A 20185-nucleotide genomic window follows, 5' to 3' on the forward strand; every position below is an offset into this window, starting at 1 on the left:
CATTGCGAGGAGCTCTTGCGACGAAGCAATCCAGACTGCCTCCGCGGAAAGAGGCTCCGGTCAGCCGGATAGCTCCGGCTGCCAATCGCGCAATTTTCGCGCAGCGCCTGTGACGTCGGCGATCGTCCGAAACGCCACCGCCTCCACCATCATTCCGCGTGCGAGCCGCACGGCGCGGGCTTCGCTGACGGCGCGGCTCTTCGGATCCTCGATCAGCTCGAAGTCGATGTTGTGAGCGAGGCCGAAGATGCGGCGGATTGTTTTCGCGGCGGCGAACCCGACCGTGTCGGTGAACAGACGCTGCATGTAGGCCTGCCGCTCGATCTCCAGCCGCGCGGCGCCCTTGTCGCCGGCGAACAGCGAGACCGGATAGGCGTCGCCGCGGGCTTCCGTCCGCCAGAAGCCAAGGAATTTTCGCGCGAACCCGTTCCAGACCTTCTCGACTGTCTCCAGCACCCAGCTCTCAAATGCCTGCCGCTCGCCGGGCGAGCGCTCGTGACCGCTTGATGCAAAATATGCCATCAGGAGGTTCGCCAGCACCGCGCCGACGTCAAAACCCATCGGGCCGTAGAATGCGAATTCCGGGTCGATCACCCGCGTCTCGCCCTCGGTCACCATGATCGAGCCGGTGTGGAGATCGCCATGGAGCAGGCCTTCCGGGCTTGCCATGAACTTCAGCTTCAGCCGGGAGATCGCGACATGCAGCTCCATGTCGTCGCGCAAGGATGCGGCCAGGCCGTCGAGATACGGCGCAGTCCAGCGGTTCTGCGCGGCCACGCGGTAGGGATCGGTGAAGATCAGATCCTCGGTGATCTTGCACAGCGCATGGTTGCCGGCGAAGGCCGCGATGGCGTCCTTCTTCTCGGCGGCTGTGAGCGCGAGGTCGGAGGTGAAGAACAGCGTCCGCGCCATGAAGGTGGTGATGTCCTCGACGAAGCGCGGGTAGCGCGTCCCAGCCACCAGCCCCTTGCGCATGATGACGTGGGGCTCGAGCAGCTCCATCACGGTGAGTGCCAGCGTCTCGTTGTGGTGCAGCAGCGCCGGCACGAGGCCGGGCGCGAGCTCGGCCTGCCGGGACAACGCGAGATATTCGTAATGGGCCCGCGACAGCGGCAGCGGCCAGCTCTCGCCGACCAGGCGGACGTAAGGCAGCGCCTGCTTCACGGCGATGCCGCCGCGGTTGCCCTTGACGATGAAGACGAGGTTGAGATTGCCGTCGCCTACCTCGGTGATGGCCCAGGCGGCCGGCGCGCCGCCGACCAGTGCCGCGATCTCAGGCAAGCCTGCGAGATAGTCCCGCAAGGCCGCTTCCTGCAGAATCCGATAGTTCCCCGCCCGGCTCCCGGTCATGACGATCCCATCCCATGCTTGGCATGGCCGGATCGTTACTCCCGCTCCAGGAAGCTCGAGCCGATCTCGGCCTTTCTTTTGATGGGATCGTAATCACAATAAACGCTGTCCGCCACCAGCGTGTAGCTGGCGCTGACGGCGTATTTGTCAGGCTTGACCGAGTTCAGGCCGATGACCGAGGTGCTCTTGCCGCCGTTCCATTTGAACGGCGTCGAGCTCTTGGCCTGCTCGCAGGCCATCACGGCCTCGTTGAAGACGTAGCCCTCGACGAACGCCTTAAGGGTTCGCGCCTGCACGGCCGTCCTCCATTCAAGATAGCCGATGGCACTGATCCCGGCGACGATCAGCACCAGAAGCGCGACGACGATCTTCTGAAAAGTCATTCGTTATTCCCCAACTAATCGAACTATCTCGGGCGTCATTGCGAGCGAAGCGAAGCAATCCAGAATCTTTCCGCGGTGGGATACTGGATTGCTTCGCTGCGCTCGCAATGACGACCTTGGTTTGTCTCTCGTCGGCTCACCTCTAAAACGGCATTCCCATCAATTTCGACAGCCGCTCGATCGAGAGATAGCCGGCCTCATAGGCGGCCATCCCGAGGCCATAGATGATCGCCGAGATGATCGTGGTCCAGATCAGCTTGCGCTTCATGCCGGTCAGGACCGGGGCGCCGGGGTCGGTGCCGGGCGCGCCGACGCCATCCTCGTGCTGACTGCGCACGCCGAACGGCAGCGTCAGAAACAATGCGATCCACCAGATCACGAAGTAGATTGCGAGCGCGGTTGATATCTGGACGGCCATGATCCCGGTCTTACGCCTGCTCGATTTCGACCAGCGCGCCGGAAAAGTCCTTCGGGTGCAGGAACAGCACCGGCTTGCCGTGGGCGCCGATCTTCGGCACGCCGTCGCCGAGGATGCGCGCGCCCTCCTTCACCAGGGTGTCGCGCGAGGCGATGATGTCGACGACCTCGTAGCAGACGTGGTGGATGCCGCCATCGGCATTGCGCTCGAGAAACTTTGCGATCGGCGAGGTCTCGCCGAGCGGCTCGATGAACTCGATCTTGGTGTTGGGCAGCGTCGCGAACACGGTGGTGACGCCATGCTCGGGCAGCGCGACGGCCTCGGAAATCTGCGCCCCGAACGCCGCGCCGTAGATCTTGGCAGCCTTGATCGCGTCCTTTGTGGCGATCGCCACATGGTTGAGCCGGCCCAGCATGTGCTTCTCCCTTAGACTGTCAGGATGTGTACCAGACAGGGGGGCTTTTTGCCCCAATGTTCGTTGATGACCGCCCGGACTGCGCGCCGCACCGATTCAGCCAGCGCGTCCGGATCCCGGCGCCGCGCCTTCGGCAGGCCCTCGATCGTGGACATCACGGCATCGAAGACGATGTCATCGAACGGCTCGCCCGCCCGGTTCTTCTCGGGGATGCCGACCAGGTCGACCTCGGGCTCGTCGGCGAGCTCGCCCTGTGCGGTCATGGCGATGGCGACGAAGGCACAGCCGGAGAACGCCATGCGGCGGCGCTCGACCACCGCGCGGGATTTGGAATCCTCCAGAATAGTCCCGTCCTTGTAGAGCCGGCCCGACGGCACCTCGCCGATGATGCCGGGATCGCCGGGACCGAGCTTGACGAGGTCGCCGTTGCGAATGACCAGCACACGCGGCACGCCGGCAGCGCGCGCGAGCTTGGCGTGCTCGTTCAGGTGCAGGGCCTCGCCATGGACGGGGATCAGGAGCTGCGGCTTCACCCAGGAGATCATGTCGCGCAGCTCATCGCGACGCGGATGGCCGGAGACGTGGACCAGGTGGTCGCGGTCGGTGAGGACCTCGACGCCTTGCAGCACCAGATTGTTGATGATCGAGCCGACCGCCTTCTCGTTGCCCGGGATCGTGCGCGAGGAGAAGATCACGCTGTCGCCGCGGTTGAGCGTGATCTCGGGATGGTCGTCATTGGCGATGCGGGCCAATGCGGCGCGGGGCTCGCCCTGGCTGCCGGTGCAGAGCGCCAGCACCTTGTCCTGCGGCAGATGGCCGTAGACCTCGGGCGAGCGAAAATTCTGGACGCCGTCGAGATAGCCGGTCTCGCGCGCGACCTGCACCACGCGCTCCATGGCGCGGCCCACCACGACGACCTCGCGGTCGGCGGCTTTCGCCGCGTCGGCGACGGCCTTGATGCGCGCGACGTTGGAGGCGAAGGTCGTGACCGCGACGCGGCCCTTGGCTGATTTGACGAGGTCGATGATGGTGCGGGCGACTTCGGCTTCGGAAGGCGAACGGCCGTCGCGCACTGCGTTGGTGGAATCACCGATCAGGGCGAGCACGCCCTCCTCGCCGAGCTCGCGCAGCCGCTTCTCGTCGGTCGGACGTCCCAGCGTCGGGGTCGGGTCGATCTTCCAGTCGCCGGTGTGCAGCACCGTGCCGGCCTCGGTGTGGATCGCCAGCGCATGCGCTTCCGGAATCGAATGCGCAACCGGGATGAACTCGACGTTGAAGGGGCCGACGTCGATACGGCCGCCGGACGGGACCACGGTGACGGGAATTTTTGGCGCGTTGCGCTCGGCGGCGCATTTGGCCTCGAACAGCGCCGCGCTGAATTGCGTGGCGTAGATCGGGCATTTCAGCCTGGGCCAGAGGTCGATGATGGCGCCAAAATGGTCCTCATGGGCGTGGGTCAGCACCAGGCCCATCAGGTTCTTGCGCTCCTTCTCCAGGAAGCTGATGTCCGGCATGATCAGGTCGATGCCGGGCAGATGCTCCTCGTCGCCGAAGGAGACGCCGAGATCGACCGCCAGCCAGGACCGCTGCTGGCGGTTACCAAGGCCGTAGATCGACAGGTTCATGCCGATCTCGCCGACGCCGCCGAGCGGCGCAAATACCAGTTCGTCGGGCCTCGCCATCACGCAGCTCCCACCGAACGAACCGGGCCAAAGAACACCTCGCCCGCGGCCACCGGCACACGACGGCCCTCCGCGGTGCGGACGATCAGGCAGCCGGTGTCGTCGATCGTGTCAAAAATGCCTTCCAGCGTCGTCGTTCCCGTATTGATCGCGATCGGCTCGCCAAGGCGGGCGGCGCGCTCCAGCCAGAGTTTTCGGATCTCGGTAAAGCCGCGACCATTGTCCCAGATGCCGCGAAACTCGACCCAGGTATCCGTCAGCGCCGAGAACAGCTCCTCTGCGCTGATCTGGACGCCGAGCGCTGCGAGCGATACCGCCGGCGTCGGCGTGCCCTCGGGCGCCGCCACGATATTGGTGCCGATGCCCACCACAATCGCGAGGCGATCGCCGACGGCTTCGGCCTCCAGCCCGATGCCGACCAGCTTCTTGCCATTGGCGAGGACGTCGTTCGGCCATTTCAGGGTGTAGCGCGGCCGGTCGGGCCCGAGCCGTAGCGCGGCTTCGATACTGACTTTCTCCAGGGCGGCTTCCTGCGCCAGCCCGGCGGCGAAACCTATCGTCGCGGCGACCGCAGGGGCCAAGTTCACGACTTCGAGGACACTGGCAGCGAGATTGCCCTTTGGCGAGACCCAGGCACGCTGGCGGCGACCGCGGCCCGCCGTCTGCTCCGCTGTCACGAACCAGATCGGGCCGCGTTCGCCGGAACGCGCGCTTTCGATCGCATCCGTGTTGGTCGAGCCGGTCCGCTCAGAAGCTGCGAGCCTGTAGCCCGCCGCGATGGCACGAGGACCGAGCGCGAAGCCCATCCTAGAACAGCGACTTGGCGGCTGCGGAGGCGACGCTCACCACCGGACCCGCGAACAACGCGAACAGGATATTGAACAGGCCCGCGACCGCCAGCACCGTCTTGACCTCGACGCGCACCGGATCGACCTGGCCGGCCGGCTCATCGAAATACATCGTCTTGACGATGGTGAGATAGTAGTAGGCGCCAACCACACTGGAGAGCACGCCGATCACGGCGAGCGTGAACAAATTCGCCTTGATGGCGGCCACGAAGACGTACCATTTGGCGAAGAAGCCGGCGAGCGGCGGAATGCCGGCGAGCGAGAACAGCAGCATCGCGAACATGAAGGCGAGCAGCGGGTTGGTGCGCGAGAGACCGGCGAAATCGCTGATCTGCTCGACGGCCTGGCCGTTACGCTTCATGGCAAGGATGATCGAGAACGAGCCGAGCGTCATCGCGACGTAGATCACGATGTACATCAGCACGCCCTGGGCGCCCTCGACGGTACCGGCGGCAAGGCCGACCAGCGCAAAGCCCATATGGCCGATCGAGGAGTACGCCATCAGGCGCTTGATGTTGCTCTGGCCGATCGCGGCGAACGAACCCAGCGCCATCGAGGCGATCGCCACGAACACCAGGATCTGCTGCCACTGCGAGACGATGCCGGGGAATGCGGTCAGCGTGACGCGGGTGAAGACAGCGAGCGCGGCCACCTTCGGCGCAGACGCGAAGAACGCGGTGACCGGGGTCGGGGCGCCTTCGTACACGTCGGGCGTCCACATGTGGAACGGCACGGCCGAGACCTTGAAGCAGAGACCCGCGAGCAGGAACACCAGGCCGAACACGAGGCCGATATTCGCGGCGGTCGCAGCCGAGGCGATGCCGGCGAAGCTGACGGTGCCGGTGAAGCCGTAGATCAGCGAGGCGCCGTAGAGAAGCATGCCCGAGGACAATGCACCCAGCACGAAGTACTTCAGGCCGGCTTCGGTCGACTTGGCGTTGTCGCGGTTCGAGGTCGCCACGACATAGAGCGCGAGCGACATCAATTCGAGGCCGAGATAGAGCGAGATCAGGTCGCCGGCCGAGATCAGCACCATCATGCCGAGTGTCGAGAGCAGCACCAGGATCGCGTATTCGAAGATGCGACGCGACGGGTCCGACAGGAACTCGGTCGACAGCACCAGCGTCACCGCCGAGCCGATCAGGGCCAGGATCTTCATGAAGCGGGCGAAATCGTCGACGATGAAGCTGCCGCCGAAGGTCACCTGCTTGCCTGCTGGCAGCATGTATTCGAGCACGCCGACCACGATCAGCAGCAGCACCGCAAGCGTGTTCACCGCGCCGGTGGTCCCCTGCCCGCGATAGGCGCCGAGCATCAGAAGCGCCATGGCGCCGATCGCGAGCACGAGCTCGGGCAGCACCGGCGCCAGTTGATAACCTGCAGTCGTAAAGCTCATGGCGATATCCTGACCTGCCCGATCAATGGAGCAGTGCGGCGGCCTTCACGGCCGTCACAGCGGTGTTGTAATTGTTGACGAGTTGCTGGACCGAGGCGGCCGAGATGTCGAGCACCGGCTTCGGATAGATTCCGAACAGGATCGTCAGCGCGATCAGCGGGAACAGAGTCACGCACTCACGCAAAGTGAGATCCTTCATGCTCGCCAGCGACGGCTTGACCAGCGCCCCGAACACGACCTTGCGGTAGAGCCACAGCGCGTAGCATGCCGACAAGATCACGCCGGTCGTCGCGAAGAACGCGGTCGGGATCGAGACCTTGAAGGTGCCGAGCAGCGTCATGAACTCGCCGACGAAGCCGGACGTGCCGGGCAGACCGACATTGGCCATGGTGAACACCATGAAGGTCAGCGCATAGAGCGGCATCCGGTTGACGAGGCCGCCATAGGCCGTGATCTCGCGGGTGTGCATGCGGTCATAGACGATGCCGACGCAGAGGAACAGCGCGCCGGAGACGATGCCGTGCGAGATCATCTGGAACACGCCGCCGGCGACGCCCTGCATGGTGCCGGCGAAGATGCCCATGGTGACGAAGCCCATATGCGCAACCGACGAGTACGCGATCAGCTTCTTCATGTCCTCCTGCATCAGGGCCACCAGCGAGGTGTAGATGATGGCAATCACGGACATGGTGAAGATCAGCGGCGCGAAGTCATGCGAGGCCAGCGGGAACATCGGCAGCGAGAAGCGTAGGAAGCCGTACCCGCCCATCTTCAGCAGGATCGCCGCCAGCACCACGGAGCCGGCGGTCGGTGCCTCGACGTGCGCGTCGGGGAGCCAGGTGTGCACCGGCCACATCGGCATCTTCACTGCAAACGAGGCGAAGAAGGCGAGCCACGCCCAGGTTTGCAGCGACCTCGGCACGGCGGTGTGCATCAGGGTCGGGATGTCGGTGGTGCTGGCGTTCCAGTACAGCGCCATAATGGCGAGCAGCATCAAGACCGAGCCGAGCAGCGTGTAGAGGAAGAACTTGAAGGACGCATAGACCCGGCGCGGGCCGCCCCAGACGCCGATGATCAGGAACATCGGGATCAGGCCGCCTTCGAAGAACAGGTAAAACAGCACGAGGTCGAGCGCCGAGAAGGTGCCGATCATCAGCGTTTCCAGGATCAGGAACGCCATCATGTATTCACGCACCCGGCTCGTGACCGACTTCCAGCTCGCAATGATGCAGAACGGCATCAAGGCGGTGGTCAGGATCACGAAGGGCAGCGAAATGCCGTCGACACCCATGTGGTAGGTGATGCCGGTGGCGAGCCAGTTCGCCTTCTCGACGAACTGGAAGTCCGCATTCGACGGGTCGAAGCGCATGACCAGCAGCACCGACACCGCGAAGGTGATCAGCGTGGTCCACAGCGCGATCCAGCGCGAATTGCGCCTGGCCGCCTCGTCATCGCCGCGGCTGAGATAGACGATCAGCGCGCCGACCACCGGCAGGAACGTCGTGACCGATAGGATGGGCCAGGTTGTCATTTACTGGCCTCCAAGGCCGAACATGAACCAGGTGATCAGGCCGGCGGCACCGATCAGCATGGCGAATGCGTAGTGATAGAGATAGCCGGTCTGGATCTTCACGACGTTGCGGGTGATGTCCAGCACGCGGGCCGAGATACCGTCGGGGCCGAGGCCGTCGATGATGGAGCCGTCGCCCTTCTTCCAGAGCTGGTAGCCGATCCACTTCGCCGGACGGACGAAGATGAAGTCGTAGAGCTCGTCGAAGTACCATTTGTTGAGCAAGAACTGGTACAGCATCGGCTGCGTGTTCGCGAGCTCGACCGGGAGGTAGGGCTTGCGGATATAGAAGGTGTAGGACACCAGGAAGCCGCCGACCATCATCACGAAGGGCAGCCAGCCGAGCAGCGGCGGCATGTGCTCCATATCCTCGAGGATATGCGGGTTCATCTTCACGGACTCGCGGAAGAACTCTTCCACGCCGTGAGGCCCGGTGAACAGCTCCTTGAACGGGAAGCCGGCGAGGACCGAGCCAACCGCCAGCACGCCGATCGGGATCAGCATCCAGATCGGGCTCTCGTGCGCGGCCTCGTAGTGCTCCTGGTCGTGCGGCTCGCCGAAGAAGGTCTTGAACACCAGCCGCCAGGAGTAGAACGAGGTCAGGCCGGCGGCTGCGATCGTCAACAGATAGGCATATATCGAGAACGGATTGTGCGAGGCGTAGGCGGACTCGATGATCGCATCCTTGGAGAAGTAGCCGGCGAATAGCGGGAAGCCAGTCAGCGCCAGCGTGCCGACGGTCATCACCGCGAACGTGTACGGGATCTTCTTCCAGAGGCCGCCCATGTTGCGGATGTCCTGCTCGTGGTGCATCGCGTAAATCACCGAGCCGGAGCCCAAGAACAGCAGCGCCTTGAAGAAGGCGTGCGTGAACAGATGGAACATGCCGACCGAATAGGCCCCCGCTCCCATCGCCACGAACATGTAGCCGAGCTGCGAACAGGTCGAGTACGCGACGATGCGCTTGATGTCGTTCTGGACGAGACCGATGGTCGCTGCGAAGAACGCGGTGGTCGCGCCGAAGAACATCACGACGGCCTGGGCGTTCGGGGCGAGCTCGAACAGCGGCGACAGGCGCGCCACCATGAACACGCCGGCGGTGACCATGGTCGCGGCGTGGATCAGCGCCGACACGGGCGTCGGGCCTTCCATCGCATCCGGCAACCAGGTGTGCAGCAGGAACTGCGCCGATTTGCCCATCGCGCCCATGAACAGCAGCACGCAGGTCAGCGTCAGGGCGTCGGCGTGCCAGCCGAGGAAGTCGATGGTCTTGCCAGTCAGGCCGGGCGCCGCATGGAAGATAGTCTCGAAATCGGTCGAGCTGGTCAGGTAGAAGATCGCGAAAATGCCGAGCGCGAAGCCGAAATCGCCGACGCGGTTGACCACGAAGGCCTTGATGGCGGCGGCGTTAGCCGACGGTTTCTGGTACCAGAAGCCGATCAGCAGATAGCTCGCCAGACCCACGCCTTCCCAGCCGAAGAACATCTGCACGAGGTTGTCCGCCGTCACCAGCATCAGCATGGCGAAGGTGAACAGCGAGAGATAGCCGAAGAAGCGCGGCCGGTACGGATCCTCGTCCATGTAGCCGATGGAATAGAGGTGCACGAGCGAGGACACGGTCGTCACCACCACCAGCATCACGGCGGTGAGCGTATCGACACGCAGCGTCCACCAGACCTCGAGCTCGCCGGAGAATATCCAGGGCAGAAGCTGGATCCGGGCATCGTGGCCATTGAAGCCGACATCGACCAGCGTCATCCAGGACAGCGCAGCCGCCACGAACAGCAGCGCCGTGGTGATCAGCTCGGCACCGCGCGAGCCGGCGGCCGCCGGCTCGACCGGGCCGTGGCCGTCATGTCCGTCGCCCGGCTCGTGCTGGCTCTCGTGGATGACCGACGCATCCTCGTTGATCGCATCGGAGGCATGGGCTTGCGCACCGTGCCCGTGGTCGTCGTGATGCTCGACCGTGTCACCCGACGGGTTGCGGGCATGCGCGCCGAACAGCGCGATCACGCCGGCCAGAATGGCGCCCAGCAGCGGCAGAAAGACGATTGCCTGGACCATGGCCGGGTTAACCCTTCATCAGATTGACGTCCTCAACCGCGATCGAGCCGCGGTTGCGGAAATAGACCACCAGGATGGCGAGACCGATCGCGGCTTCGGCAGCCGCAACGGTCAAGACCAGCAGCGCGAAGACCTGGCCGACGATGTCGCCGAGGAAGGTCGAGAATGCCACCAGGTTGATGTTGACCGAGAGCAGGATCAGCTCGATCGACATCAGGATGACGATGATGTTCTTGCGGTTCAGGAAGATGCCGAGGATTCCAAGGGTGAACAGGATGGCGCCGACCGCCAGATAGTGCCCGAGCCCGACCGTCATTTCACCCACTCCGCCGCGTCGCTGTCCTGGAGCCCCTGCCCCGGTACCACCTTGCGCATCGCCATCGCCATTTCGGGCGTGCGTGCGTTCTGAACATTGATGTCCTGCCGCTTCACGTTCGCCTTGTGGCGCAGCGTCAGCACGATGGCGCCGATCATGGCGACCAGCAGCACCATGCCCGAGAGCTGGAAGTAGTGGACGTACTTCGTATAGAGCACGAGGCCCAGCGCCTCGGTGTTCGAGACGTTGGTCGGGATCGGCGACGTGATGGTCTTGCTCACGGTCGGATTGATGACCCAGGCGCCGACGGTCAGGAGCAGCTCGAACAGGAAGATGCCGCCGATCACGACTCCGACCGGCAGGTACTGGATGAAGCCCTCGCGCAGCTCGAGGAAGTCGACATCGAGCATCATGATCACGAACAGGAACAGCACCGCGACGGCGCCGACATAGACGACGATCAGGATCATTGCGAGGAATTCGGCGCCCAGCAGCACGAACAGGCCGGAGGCGTTGACGAAGGCCAGGATCAGGTACAGCACGGAGTGGACGGGATTGCGCGACACAATCACCATCACCGCCGAGGCGACGCAGACGCCGGCGAAGAGATAGAAGAACAGCGCGGGAAGGATCATGCTCTCATCTCACCGGTACGGCGCGTCGAGCTCGATCGCTTTTGCGATCTCGCGTTCCCAGCGGTCGCCGTTGGCGAGCAGCTTGGCCTTGTCATAGAACAGTTCCTCGCGGGTCTCGGTCGCGAACTCGAAGTTCGGACCTTCGACGATGGCGTCGACCGGGCAGGCCTCCTGGCAGAGGCCGCAATAGATGCACTTCACCATGTCGATGTCGTAGCGCACGGTGCGGCGGGTGCCGTCGTTGCGGCGCGGTCCGGCCTCGATGGTGATGGCCTGCGCCGGGCAGATCGCTTCGCACAGCTTGCAGGCGATGCAGCGCTCCTCGCCGTTGGGATAGCGGCGCAGCGCGTGCTCGCCGCGGAAGCGCGGCGAGATCGGGCCCTTCTCGAACGGATAGTTCAGCGTCGGCTTCGGCTGGAAGAAATAGCGCATGGCGAGGAAGAACGCCGAGACGAATTCCGACAGCAGAAGCGAGCGTGCAGTGGCGTTGATGTTGATACCCATGACAGCCCTCACTTCGGCGCGATGCCGGCGAATTGCAGCACGCCGGCCACCACGACCACCATCGCCAGCGACAGCGGCAGGAACACCTTCCAGCCGAGGCGCATCAGTTGGTCGTAGCGGTAGCGCGGCACGATCGCCTTTGCCATCGCGAACAGGAAGAACATGAAGAACACTTTGATCGAGAACCAGATGATCCCCGGCACCCAGTTGAAGGGCGGCAGATCCACCGGCGGCAGCCAGCCTCCGAGGAACAGGATCGTCGCCAGCGCGCACATCGTGACGATCGCGACATACTCGCCGAGCATGAACAAGAGATACGGCGTCGAGCCATATTCGACCATGAAGCCGGCGACGAGCTCGGACTCCGCTTCGACCAGGTCGAAGGGCGGACGGTTGGTTTCCGCCAGCGCCGAGACGTAAAACACCACGAACATCGGGAACAGCGGCCAGACGTACCAGTTCAGGACGGTGAGCTGCGGCAGCCCGATCAGGCTGGCGAGGCCCCGCGCATGCTGGGCCTCGACCACGGCCGAGAGGTTCAGCGTACCGGCGCAGAGCAGCACCGTGATGATGACGAAGCCGATCGAGACCTCATAGGACACCATCTGCGCGGCCGAGCGCAGCGCGGCCAGGAACGGATATTTCGAATTCGACGACCAGCCGGCCATGATGATGCCGTAGATCGACAGCGACGAGATCGCGAAGATGAAGAGGACGCCGACATTGATGTCGGAGATCACCCAGCCGAGATTGGTCGGAATTACCGCCCAGGCCGCGAGCGCGAGCACGCAGGACACCAGCGGCGCCAGCAGGAAAACGCCCTTGTTGGCACCAGACGGAATGATCGGCTCCTTGAGCACGAACTTCAGCAGGTCGGCGAAGGACTGGAACAGGCCCCAGGGCCCGACCACGTTCGGGCCGCGGCGGATCTGCACCGCCGCCCAGATCTTGCGATCGGCGAGCAGGATGTAGGCGATCGCGACCAAGAGAACGACGAGCACCAGCACGCTCTCCGCGATCATGATGATCAGCGGCCAGAGGAAGCCGGTCCAGAATGCGCTTGCGAAAAATTCCATCGGCTCACTCCGCTGCGGTCAGCATCTGCCCGGAGGCAAGCCGCGAGCATTCCGCCATCACGGCGGACGCACGCGCGATCGGGTTGGTCAAATAGAAGTCCTCGACGACAGCCTTGAATGGCGCCTTCTCCGTCGAGCCGCCCTTCCCCGCCAGCTTTTTGATCTGGTCGGCTGCACCCGCTTCGATCTGATCGAGACGGATCAGATGCGGCACGGCCTTGAAGAGCGCCTGGCGCAGCGCAGCAAGCGAGTCGTAGCCGAGCTTCTTGCCGAGCGCTTCCGAGAGCGCGCGGACGATCGCCCAGTCCTCGCGGGCTTCACCCGGCGGGAACGCGGCGCGGCCGGTCATCTGCACGCGGCCTTCGGTATTGACATAGATCGCTGACTTCTCGGTGTAGGCGGCCGCCGGCAGGATCACGTCGGCGCGGTGCGCGCCGCGGTCGCCATGGGTGCCGATGTAGACCACAAAGGTGCCGTCCGGCGCCTTGATCTCGTCGGCGCCGAGCAGGAACAGCAGGTCGAGCGTGCCGAAGGTCGTCATCTGCGCGGCGTTCAGCCCGCCGGGACCTGCGACAAAGCCGATGTCGAGCGCACCGACGCGCGAGGCGGTCTCGTGCAGCACGCCAAAACCGTTCCAGCCGTCCTTCACCGCACCTACGTCGAGCGCGAGCTTGGCGCTAGCGGCCAGAATGGCGGCGCCGTCGTGACGCGAGGCTGCGCCCGCGCCGACCAGGATGATCGGGTTTTTGGCGTTCTTCAGCACGTCCATGAAGGAGTGCTTGCCCGCCGCGAGCTCGCCGAGCGTCTCGGTGCCCGCGCCGAGATGGTCGTAGTCGTAAGTGAGATCGGCCTTGGCGCCGATCACGCCGACCTTGAAGCCGCCGGCACGCCAGCGCTTGCGGATGCGGGCGTTGAACACGGCCGCTTCCTTGCGTGGATTGGCGCCGATGATGAGCAGCGCATCCGCCTGCTCGACGCCCGCGAGCGTCGGATTGAAGATGTAGGAGCCGCGGCCGAGTGCGGGATCGAAGGCGTCGCCGCCCTGCACCGCCAGATTGGCCGAGCCGAATTTAGCAAGCAGATCCTTCATCGCGAACATCTCTTCGACGCCGGCGAGGTCGCCAGCGATCGCGCCGATGCGCTTGCCGTCGGTACGCGCCGCCTTGGCGGCGATCGCCGCGAAGGCCTCGGGCCAGCTCGCCGCACGCAGCTTGCCGGCCTCGCGGATATAGGGCCGGTCGAGGCGCTGGGTGCGCAGGCCGTCGATGACGTGGCGGGTCTTGTCCGAGATCCACTCCTCGTTCACCGCCTCATTGATGCGCGGCAGCACGCGCATCACCTCACGGCCGCGGGTATCGACGCGGATCGCGGAACCGACGCCGTCCATGACGTCGATCGACTGGGTCTTGCCGAGCTCCCACGGACGCGCCGCGAAGGCATAGGGTTTCGAGGTCAGCGCGCCGACCGGGCAGATGTCGACGAGATTGCCCTGCAATTCCGACGTCAGCGCGTGCTCGAGATAGGTCGTGATCTCCATGTCCTCGCCGCGCCCCGTCGCTCCCATCTCTGGGGCGCCTGCGACTTCCGCCGAGAAGCGGACGCAGCGCGTGCACTGGATGCAGCGGTTCATCGAGGTCTTGACCAGCGCGCCGAGATATTTGTCCTCGACCGCGCGCTTGTTCTCGGCGAAGCGGCTGGTGTCGACACCATAGCCCATCGCCTGGTCCTGCAGATCGCACTCGCCGCCCTGGTCGCAGATCGGGCAATCCAGCGGATGGTTGATCAGAAGGAACTCCATCACGCCTTCGCGTGCCTTCTTCACCATCGGCGAACGCGTCGAGATTTCCGGCGGCTCGCCCTTCGGACCCGGACGGCAGTCGCGCACGCCCCAGGCGCAGCTTGCGACCGGCTTCGGGCCGCCCTTCACCTCGACGAGGCACATCCGGCAATTGCCGGCGATCGACAGCCGCTCGTGATAGCAGAAGCGTGGAATCTCGGCGCCGGCCGCCTCGCACGCCTGAAGCAGCGTGTACTCGGCGGGGACATCGATCTCTTTGCCGTCGATGATGAGTTTGGTCATTGCGGTCTCAAGTCTTTCCCAGCTTGCAATCTGGCGGTGTAATGCTGGCCGCCTTCAGCGAGGCCTTGATCCATTGCTGGGTCTCGGTGCCGTAGGTGGCCAGATAGGCCGGCTGCGCGGCGCTCTTCTCGCACAGGAACGGCAGATGCGGCTTCAGGTCATAGTCGCAGGACGCCAGCCACTCGCCCTTTCCGGAGAACGCGCTGATCGCTTCCTCGCAGGCGTAAAGCAAGTAAGTGACGAAGCTCTCGTACTGAACCTGCTCGTCGCGGTCGCTGGCCTTGATTTTCTCGTAGTCCGGTTGCGCAAACTTCGGATTCTTGAACGCCAGGTCGGTGTAACCAAGAAAAGCCTGACGCGCGCTGGCGGCGCGGTTGCCGGTGCGGATCTCGTTGATCTGGAACAGGATCGCAACGAAGCCGAGCAGCGCGACGCTCGCCTGCGCCATCTGCGCCAGCGTTCCGTATCTCTGCCACCAGGAGCTCGGTTGCGACATCGATATTACTCCGCCGCGACCATGTTCTCGGGATCGCGGACGCCGGCATCGTCGATGTCGGCCTTGTGCGAATACTGGTCGATGCGCGCTTCGATCTCATGACGGAAATGCGCGATCAGGCCCTGGATCGGCCAGGCGGCTGCGTCGCCAAGCGCGCAGATGGTGTGGCCTTCGACCTGTTTTGTCACCTCGAGCAGCATGTCGATCTCGCGCTTGTGGGCGCGGCCATCGGCCATGCGGGTGAGCACGCGCCACATCCAGCCGGTGCCCTCGCGGCACGGCGTGCACTGGCCGCAGCTCTCGTGCTTGTAGAAATAGGAGATGCGGGCAATGGCGCGGATCAAGTCAGTCGACTTGTCCATCACGATCACGGCCGCGGTGCCGAGGCCCGAGCGCAGCTTGCTTAAGGAATCGAAATCCATCGGCGTGTCGATGATCTGCTCCGCCGGCACCATGCGCACCGACGAGCCGCCGGGGATCACGGCCTTGAGGTTGTCCCAGCCGCCGCGAATGCCGCCGCAGTGCTTGTCGATCAGCTCACGGAACGGAATCCCCATGGCCTCTTCGACGTTGCAGGGCCGCTCGACATGACCGGAGATGCAGAACAGCTTGGTGCCGACATTGTTCGGACGGCCGATGCCGGCGAACCAGGCGGCGCCACGGCGCAGGATGTCGGGCGCGACAGCGATCGATTCGACGTTGTTGACGGTGGTCGGGCAGCCGAACAGGCCGACATTGGCCGGGAACGGCGGCTTCAGGCGCGGCTGGCCCTTCTTGCCCTCGAGGCTTTCGAGCAGTGCGGTCTCTTCGCCGCAGATGTAAGCACCGGCGCCGTGCGCGACATAGATGTCGAACGGCCAGCCGTTGATGTTGTCCTTGCCGACCAGCTTTGCCTCATAGGCCTGGTCGATCGCGGCCTGAAGGTGCTCGCGCTCACGGATGAACTCGCCGCGGACATAGATGTAGCAGGCGTGCGCGTTCATCGCGCAGCTCGCGATCAGGCAGCCCTCGACCAGCAGATGCGGATCGTGCCGCATGATCTCGCGATCCTTGCAGGTGCCGGGCTCGGACTCGTCGGCGTTGACGACGAGGTAGCTCGGACGACCGTCGGTCGATTCCTTCGGCATGAAGGACCACTTCAGACCGGTCGGGAAGCCGGCGCCGCCGCGGCCGCGCAGGCCCGACGCCTTCATCTCGTTGATGATCCAGTCGCGGCCCTTGTCGATGATATTCTTCGTGCCATCCCAGGCGCCGCGGCGCCGCGCACCTTCGAGCCCCCAATCGTGGAGGCCGTAGAGGTTCTTGAAGATGCGGTCCTTGTCCTCGAGCATATCAGTGCTTTCCGATCAACGATTGGCCTGCTTGTAGGCAAGCCCGGCGGCGCAGACGGCGAAGGTCAGCGCCCAGAGCAGACTGGTTTCCTGCGTCGCGTTCATCACGAAGCGCTGCAGCAGGAACATGAAGGTGGCCGCGAGCGCGGAGTGCATGGCAACGAAGCCCCATTTCTTCACGGCTTCGCTCCCCCGGTTCGCCTGAGACGGAAGATCCATCAGGTGGTCTCCTTCAGCGTGGTCGGCCCACCCGCCGGCGCGGAGAACTGGCGGCCGTTCTGCGGACCGGGCTTCGGCGGATTGCCCGAGGCGAAGCCGTCGAGCACCTTGCCGAAGGTTTCCTTGGTCAGGTCCTCATAGGTGTCTTTGCCGATCAGCACCATCGGCGCATTCACGCAGGCGCCCAGGCACTCGACCTCTTCCCAGCTGAAATTGCCGTCCTTGGAGAGATGGAAGGGATCGTGATGGATCCGGCTCTCGCAGACGTGGATCAGGTCTTCGGCGCCGCGCAGGCGGCACGGCGTGGTGCCGCAGACCTGGACGTGGGCCTTCTTGCCGACCGGAGCGAGCTGGAACATCGTGTAGAAGGTCGCGACCTCGAGCACGCGGATATAGGGCATGTCGAGCAGATCGGCGACGGCGCGGATCGCGGCTTCCGAGACCCAGCCCTCATGCTGCTCCTGGACGCGCCAGAGGATGGCGATGACGGCGGAGGCTTGCCGGCCGGCCGGATATTTCGCGATCTGCTGCTTGGCGAAGGCAAGGTTCTCGTCCGTGAACGCAAAGCTCGCGGGCTGGACTTCCTTCGGTGCTAATCGGCGAACGGACATCTCTTATCTCTCACTGCATGCGGCGCGCGGGTTTCGCATTCAGGACATTGATCCTGTCCTGCCAGAATGCGCTTGCGGTGCCGAAAACGTTGTAGCCGACGTGGGTCGAGACCTTGATGCGGTCGAGGATCGACAGATCGCTCACGGTCTCAAGCCGGTTGGTGCGCGGATCGAGCACGATCAGCTTCAGCGGGGTCTGCTCGAGGATGTAGCGCGACACCGCATGAGAGCGGTCGCTGCCGTGCTCCTCGCACATGATGACGCTGTCGGTCTGGAGCAGCCGCGCGCCGCCCCTGATCGCCTCGATCTCGACGCCCTCGACGTCGAGCTTGATCAGATATTTGCCGCTGGCTGCGACCTTGCCGTCGTCGATGAGATTGTCGAGCGCGAGAACGGGCACGTCCTCGCCGCCATCCGAGGGAGCGCCGGCGATGCTGAAGGCCTCGTGCTTGGTGCCCGACAGCCGCGCGGTGCCGCGTGTCGCGCCGATCGCGCATTTCATGGTCTCGAAGCGATTGCCGTTGATGCGGGCGTTATTCGCGAGCTTCGGGTAGTTCTGGCCCGACGGCTCGATCGCGATCGCCTTGTGCGAGCCGAACGGCTTGCTCGAGACCAGAACCGACCAGTAGCCGTAATTGGCGCCGCAATCGAGCAGCGTGTAGTCGACGTCGATGGAGTCGGCGAACAACAGCTCCAGCTCGTCCTCGTAGCAATAGGAGCGGTTGAGCAGCTTGCTCCAGTAGCCGTCGCCGTAAGGGAACTCGAACACGGCGTCCGGGTTGAGCTTGATCGCGATGTTGCGCTCGGGCAGCGTTTTCCGCAGCAGATTGGCGCAGGCGATGTAGCCCATATGGGAGAAGTGCGACGAGATCTTCGATCCCGTCACCAGCGCCAAGGCAGCCGTCCGCTCCCACAGGTTGGCCCCTTCAAGGGCCCCAGAGGCACGGTCATACTGGATTGGCGCCTGCGCCATCACCGATCGACCTCTCCGAACACGATGTCGAGCGAACCGAGAATGGCCGAGACGTCGGCGAGCAGATGGCCGCGGCAGATGTGATCCATCGCTTGCAGATGCGCAAAGCCCGGTGCGCGGATCTTGCACTTGTAGGGCTTGTTGCTACCGTCGGAGACCAGATAGACGCCGAACTCGCCCTTGGGCGCCTCGACCGCGGCGTAGACTTCGCCTTCCGGCACGCGAACGCCTTCGGTGTAGAGCTTGAAGTGGTGGATCAGCGCTTCCATCGAGCGCTTCATCTCGCCACGGCGCGGCGGCGCGACCTTGTTGTCTTCGACGACGACGGGGCCCTGCCCGTCGGCTGCATTCAGCTTCTGGATGCACTGCTTCATGATGCGCACCGACTGGCGCATCTCTTCCATGCGGATCAGATAGCGGTCGTAGCAGTCGCCGTTTTTGCCGATCGGAATGTCGAAATCCATCTCGGCATAGCACTCATAGGGCTGCGACTTGCGCAGGTCCCAGGCCGCGCCCGAGCCGCGCACCATGACGCCCGAAAAGCCCCACTCCCAGGCTTCCTTCAGCGACACCACGCCGATGTCGACGTTGCGCTGCTTGAAGATGCGGTTGGCGGTGAGCAGGCGGTCGAGGTCCTCGACCACTTTCAGGAACGGATCGCACCAGGCCTCGATATCGTCGACCAGCTTCTGGGGCAGGTCCTGATGCACGCCGCCGACGCGGAAGAAGGCTGCGTGCATACGGCTGCCCGAGGCGCGCTCGTAGAACACCATCAGCTTCTCGCGCTCTTCAAAGCCCCACAGCGGCGGGGTCAGCGCGCCGACGTCCATCGCCTGCGTAGTGACGTTGAGCAGATGCGACAGGATGCGGCCGATCTCGCAATAGAGCACTCGAATTAGCTGGCCGCGGCGCGGCACCTCGATGCCGAGCAGCTTTTCGGCCGCCATGCAGAAGGCGTGCTCCTGGTTCATCGGCGCGACGTAATCGAGCCGGTCGAAATACGGGATCGCCTGGAGATAGGTCTTCTGCTCGATCAGCTTTTCGGTGCCGCGGTGAAGCAGGCCGATATGGGGATCGACGCGGGCGACGACTTCGCCGTCGAGCTCCAGCACCAGACGCAACACGCCGTGCGCCGCCGGATGCTGCGGACCAAAATTAATGGTGAAGTTGCGAAGGACTTCTGGTTGCTCGTTCATGATCAGCTCTTCGGCCCCGCCTTCTCATCCCCCGGAAGGACCGGATAGTCGCCCCCTTCCCACGGCGACAAAAAGTCGAACTTGCGGAATTCCTGGTTGAGGCGCACCGGCTCGTACACCACGCGCTTCTCCTGGTCGTCGTAGCGGACCTCGAGGAAGCCGGTCAGCGGGAAATCCTTGCGCAGCGGATGGCCCTCGAAACCGTAATCGGTAAGCAGCCGGCGCATGTCAGGATGGCCGACGAAGAACACGCCGTAGAGGTCATAGGCCTCGCGCTCGAACCAGTCGGCACCGGGGAACACCTCGATCAGCGACGGCACCTGCGTGGTCTCGTCGGCCTGGGCCTTGAGGCGGATGCGGGCGTTCAGGGTCGGTGACAGGAAGTGATAAATCACGTCGAAACGCTTCTCGCGATCCGGATAGTCCACCGCCGTGATGTCGGTGAAGTTGACGAAACGGCAGTTCGGATCGTCGCGGAGGTACGTGACCACCTCGACGATCTTGCTGGCCTCGACATCAACCGTGAGCTGGTTGAAGGCGACAGAGTGACCGAGGGCGGCGCCCGGAAGCGCGCTCACGATCGTCTGCCCCAGGGCGTCGAGCTTGGCGTCGTCCATGACGT

At 64.2% G+C, this 20185-nt stretch carries 21 protein-coding genes; all 21 read right to left on the reverse strand.

What is annotated here, in order from left to right; genetic code table 11:
- Positions 1-60: 60 nt before the first annotated feature.
- Positions 61-1350, reverse strand: a complete 1290-nt coding sequence (mtnK, locus tag ABID59_RS08650; RefSeq protein ID WP_354083077.1) for an S-methyl-5-thioribose kinase — start codon at positions 1348-1350, stop codon at positions 61-63.
- A 35-nt stretch (positions 1351-1385) separates the two neighbouring features.
- Entirely contained in the window at positions 1386-1733 is a 348-nt protein-coding gene (locus ABID59_RS08655; protein WP_354083078.1) for a hypothetical protein, read from the reverse strand.
- Between the two features lie 142 nt (positions 1734-1875).
- The gene (locus tag ABID59_RS08660) at positions 1876-2151 is read right to left on the reverse strand and encodes a DUF1467 family protein (protein WP_354032754.1); all 276 of its coding nucleotides are present in this window, start codon (positions 2149-2151) and stop codon (positions 1876-1878) included.
- Between the two features lie 10 nt (positions 2152-2161).
- On the reverse strand, positions 2162-2566 hold the full coding sequence (gene mce / locus ABID59_RS08665) for a methylmalonyl-CoA epimerase (RefSeq protein WP_354032753.1): 405 nt from the start codon (positions 2564-2566) through the stop codon (positions 2162-2164).
- 11 nt (positions 2567-2577) lie between these two features.
- Positions 2578-4248, reverse strand: coding sequence for a ribonuclease J (locus ABID59_RS08670; protein ID WP_148753640.1), 1671 nt, complete (start codon positions 4246-4248; stop codon positions 2578-2580).
- The gene (locus ABID59_RS08675) at positions 4248-5054 is read right to left on the reverse strand and encodes a biotin--[acetyl-CoA-carboxylase] ligase (RefSeq protein ID WP_354083079.1); all 807 of its coding nucleotides are present in this window, start codon (positions 5052-5054) and stop codon (positions 4248-4250) included. Before ABID59_RS08675 ends, ABID59_RS08670 begins: the two co-directional genes overlap by 1 nt.
- A gap of 1 nt (position 5055) precedes the next feature.
- Positions 5056-6492 (reverse strand): NADH-quinone oxidoreductase subunit NuoN, encoded by a 1437-nt coding sequence (gene nuoN / locus ABID59_RS08680; RefSeq protein ID WP_354083080.1) that lies wholly within the window; start codon positions 6490-6492, stop codon positions 5056-5058.
- A gap of 22 nt (positions 6493-6514) precedes the next feature.
- Positions 6515-8023 (reverse strand): NADH-quinone oxidoreductase subunit M, encoded by a 1509-nt coding sequence (locus ABID59_RS08685; RefSeq protein WP_148753637.1) that lies wholly within the window; start codon positions 8021-8023, stop codon positions 6515-6517.
- The gene (gene nuoL, locus ABID59_RS08690) at positions 8024-10126 is read right to left on the reverse strand and encodes an NADH-quinone oxidoreductase subunit L (protein WP_354083081.1); all 2103 of its coding nucleotides are present in this window, start codon (positions 10124-10126) and stop codon (positions 8024-8026) included. It lies immediately after the preceding gene.
- Between the two features lie 7 nt (positions 10127-10133).
- Positions 10134-10442, reverse strand: coding sequence for an NADH-quinone oxidoreductase subunit NuoK (nuoK, locus tag ABID59_RS08695; protein WP_092028826.1), 309 nt, complete (start codon positions 10440-10442; stop codon positions 10134-10136).
- On the reverse strand, positions 10439-11077 hold the full coding sequence (locus tag ABID59_RS08700; protein ID WP_148753635.1) for an NADH-quinone oxidoreductase subunit J: 639 nt from the start codon (positions 11075-11077) through the stop codon (positions 10439-10441). The genes nuoK and ABID59_RS08700 overlap by 4 nt, the downstream gene beginning before the upstream one ends.
- 9 nt (positions 11078-11086) lie before the next feature.
- Complete coding sequence (nuoI, locus tag ABID59_RS08705) at positions 11087-11575, reverse strand: NADH-quinone oxidoreductase subunit NuoI (protein ID WP_027529879.1); 489 nt, start codon at positions 11573-11575, stop codon at positions 11087-11089.
- Between the two features lie 14 nt (positions 11576-11589).
- A complete protein-coding gene (gene nuoH, locus ABID59_RS08710; protein ID WP_148753634.1) occupies positions 11590-12657 on the reverse strand; it encodes an NADH-quinone oxidoreductase subunit NuoH in 1068 nt (355 codons plus the stop codon).
- A 4-nt stretch (positions 12658-12661) separates the two neighbouring features.
- The gene (gene nuoG / locus ABID59_RS08715; RefSeq protein ID WP_354083082.1) at positions 12662-14737 is read right to left on the reverse strand and encodes an NADH-quinone oxidoreductase subunit NuoG; all 2076 of its coding nucleotides are present in this window, start codon (positions 14735-14737) and stop codon (positions 12662-12664) included.
- Positions 14738-14744: 7 nt separating this feature from the next.
- Positions 14745-15233 (reverse strand): hypothetical protein, encoded by a 489-nt coding sequence (locus ABID59_RS08720; protein ID WP_148753632.1) that lies wholly within the window; start codon positions 15231-15233, stop codon positions 14745-14747.
- Positions 15234-15238: 5 nt separating this feature from the next.
- Positions 15239-16564: an NADH-quinone oxidoreductase subunit NuoF gene (gene nuoF, locus ABID59_RS08725; protein WP_354083083.1), complete on the reverse strand. Its 1326-nt coding sequence runs from the start codon at positions 16562-16564 to the stop codon at positions 15239-15241.
- Positions 16565-16579: 15 nt separating this feature from the next.
- Positions 16580-16783 (reverse strand): hypothetical protein, encoded by a 204-nt coding sequence (locus ABID59_RS08730; protein WP_354083084.1) that lies wholly within the window; start codon positions 16781-16783, stop codon positions 16580-16582.
- Positions 16783-17394, reverse strand: a complete 612-nt coding sequence (gene nuoE, locus ABID59_RS08735) for an NADH-quinone oxidoreductase subunit NuoE (protein WP_148753629.1) — start codon at positions 17392-17394, stop codon at positions 16783-16785. The genes ABID59_RS08730 and nuoE overlap by 1 nt, the downstream gene beginning before the upstream one ends.
- 10 nt (positions 17395-17404) lie before the next feature.
- Complete coding sequence (locus ABID59_RS08740; protein WP_187435130.1) at positions 17405-18367, reverse strand: FkbM family methyltransferase; 963 nt, start codon at positions 18365-18367, stop codon at positions 17405-17407.
- On the reverse strand, positions 18367-19563 hold the full coding sequence (locus tag ABID59_RS08745) for an NADH-quinone oxidoreductase subunit D (protein ID WP_148753627.1): 1197 nt from the start codon (positions 19561-19563) through the stop codon (positions 18367-18369). Before ABID59_RS08745 ends, ABID59_RS08740 begins: the two co-directional genes overlap by 1 nt.
- 2 nt (positions 19564-19565) lie before the next feature.
- The gene (locus tag ABID59_RS08750; RefSeq protein ID WP_354032746.1) at positions 19566-20180 is read right to left on the reverse strand and encodes an NADH-quinone oxidoreductase subunit C; all 615 of its coding nucleotides are present in this window, start codon (positions 20178-20180) and stop codon (positions 19566-19568) included.
- Positions 20181-20185: the final 5 nt, after the last annotated feature.

Origin of the sequence: Bradyrhizobium sp. S3.3.6 (genome assembly GCF_040546905.1) — a bacterium.
GTDB classification, from domain to species: Bacteria; Pseudomonadota; Alphaproteobacteria; order Rhizobiales; family Xanthobacteraceae; genus Bradyrhizobium; species Bradyrhizobium cytisi.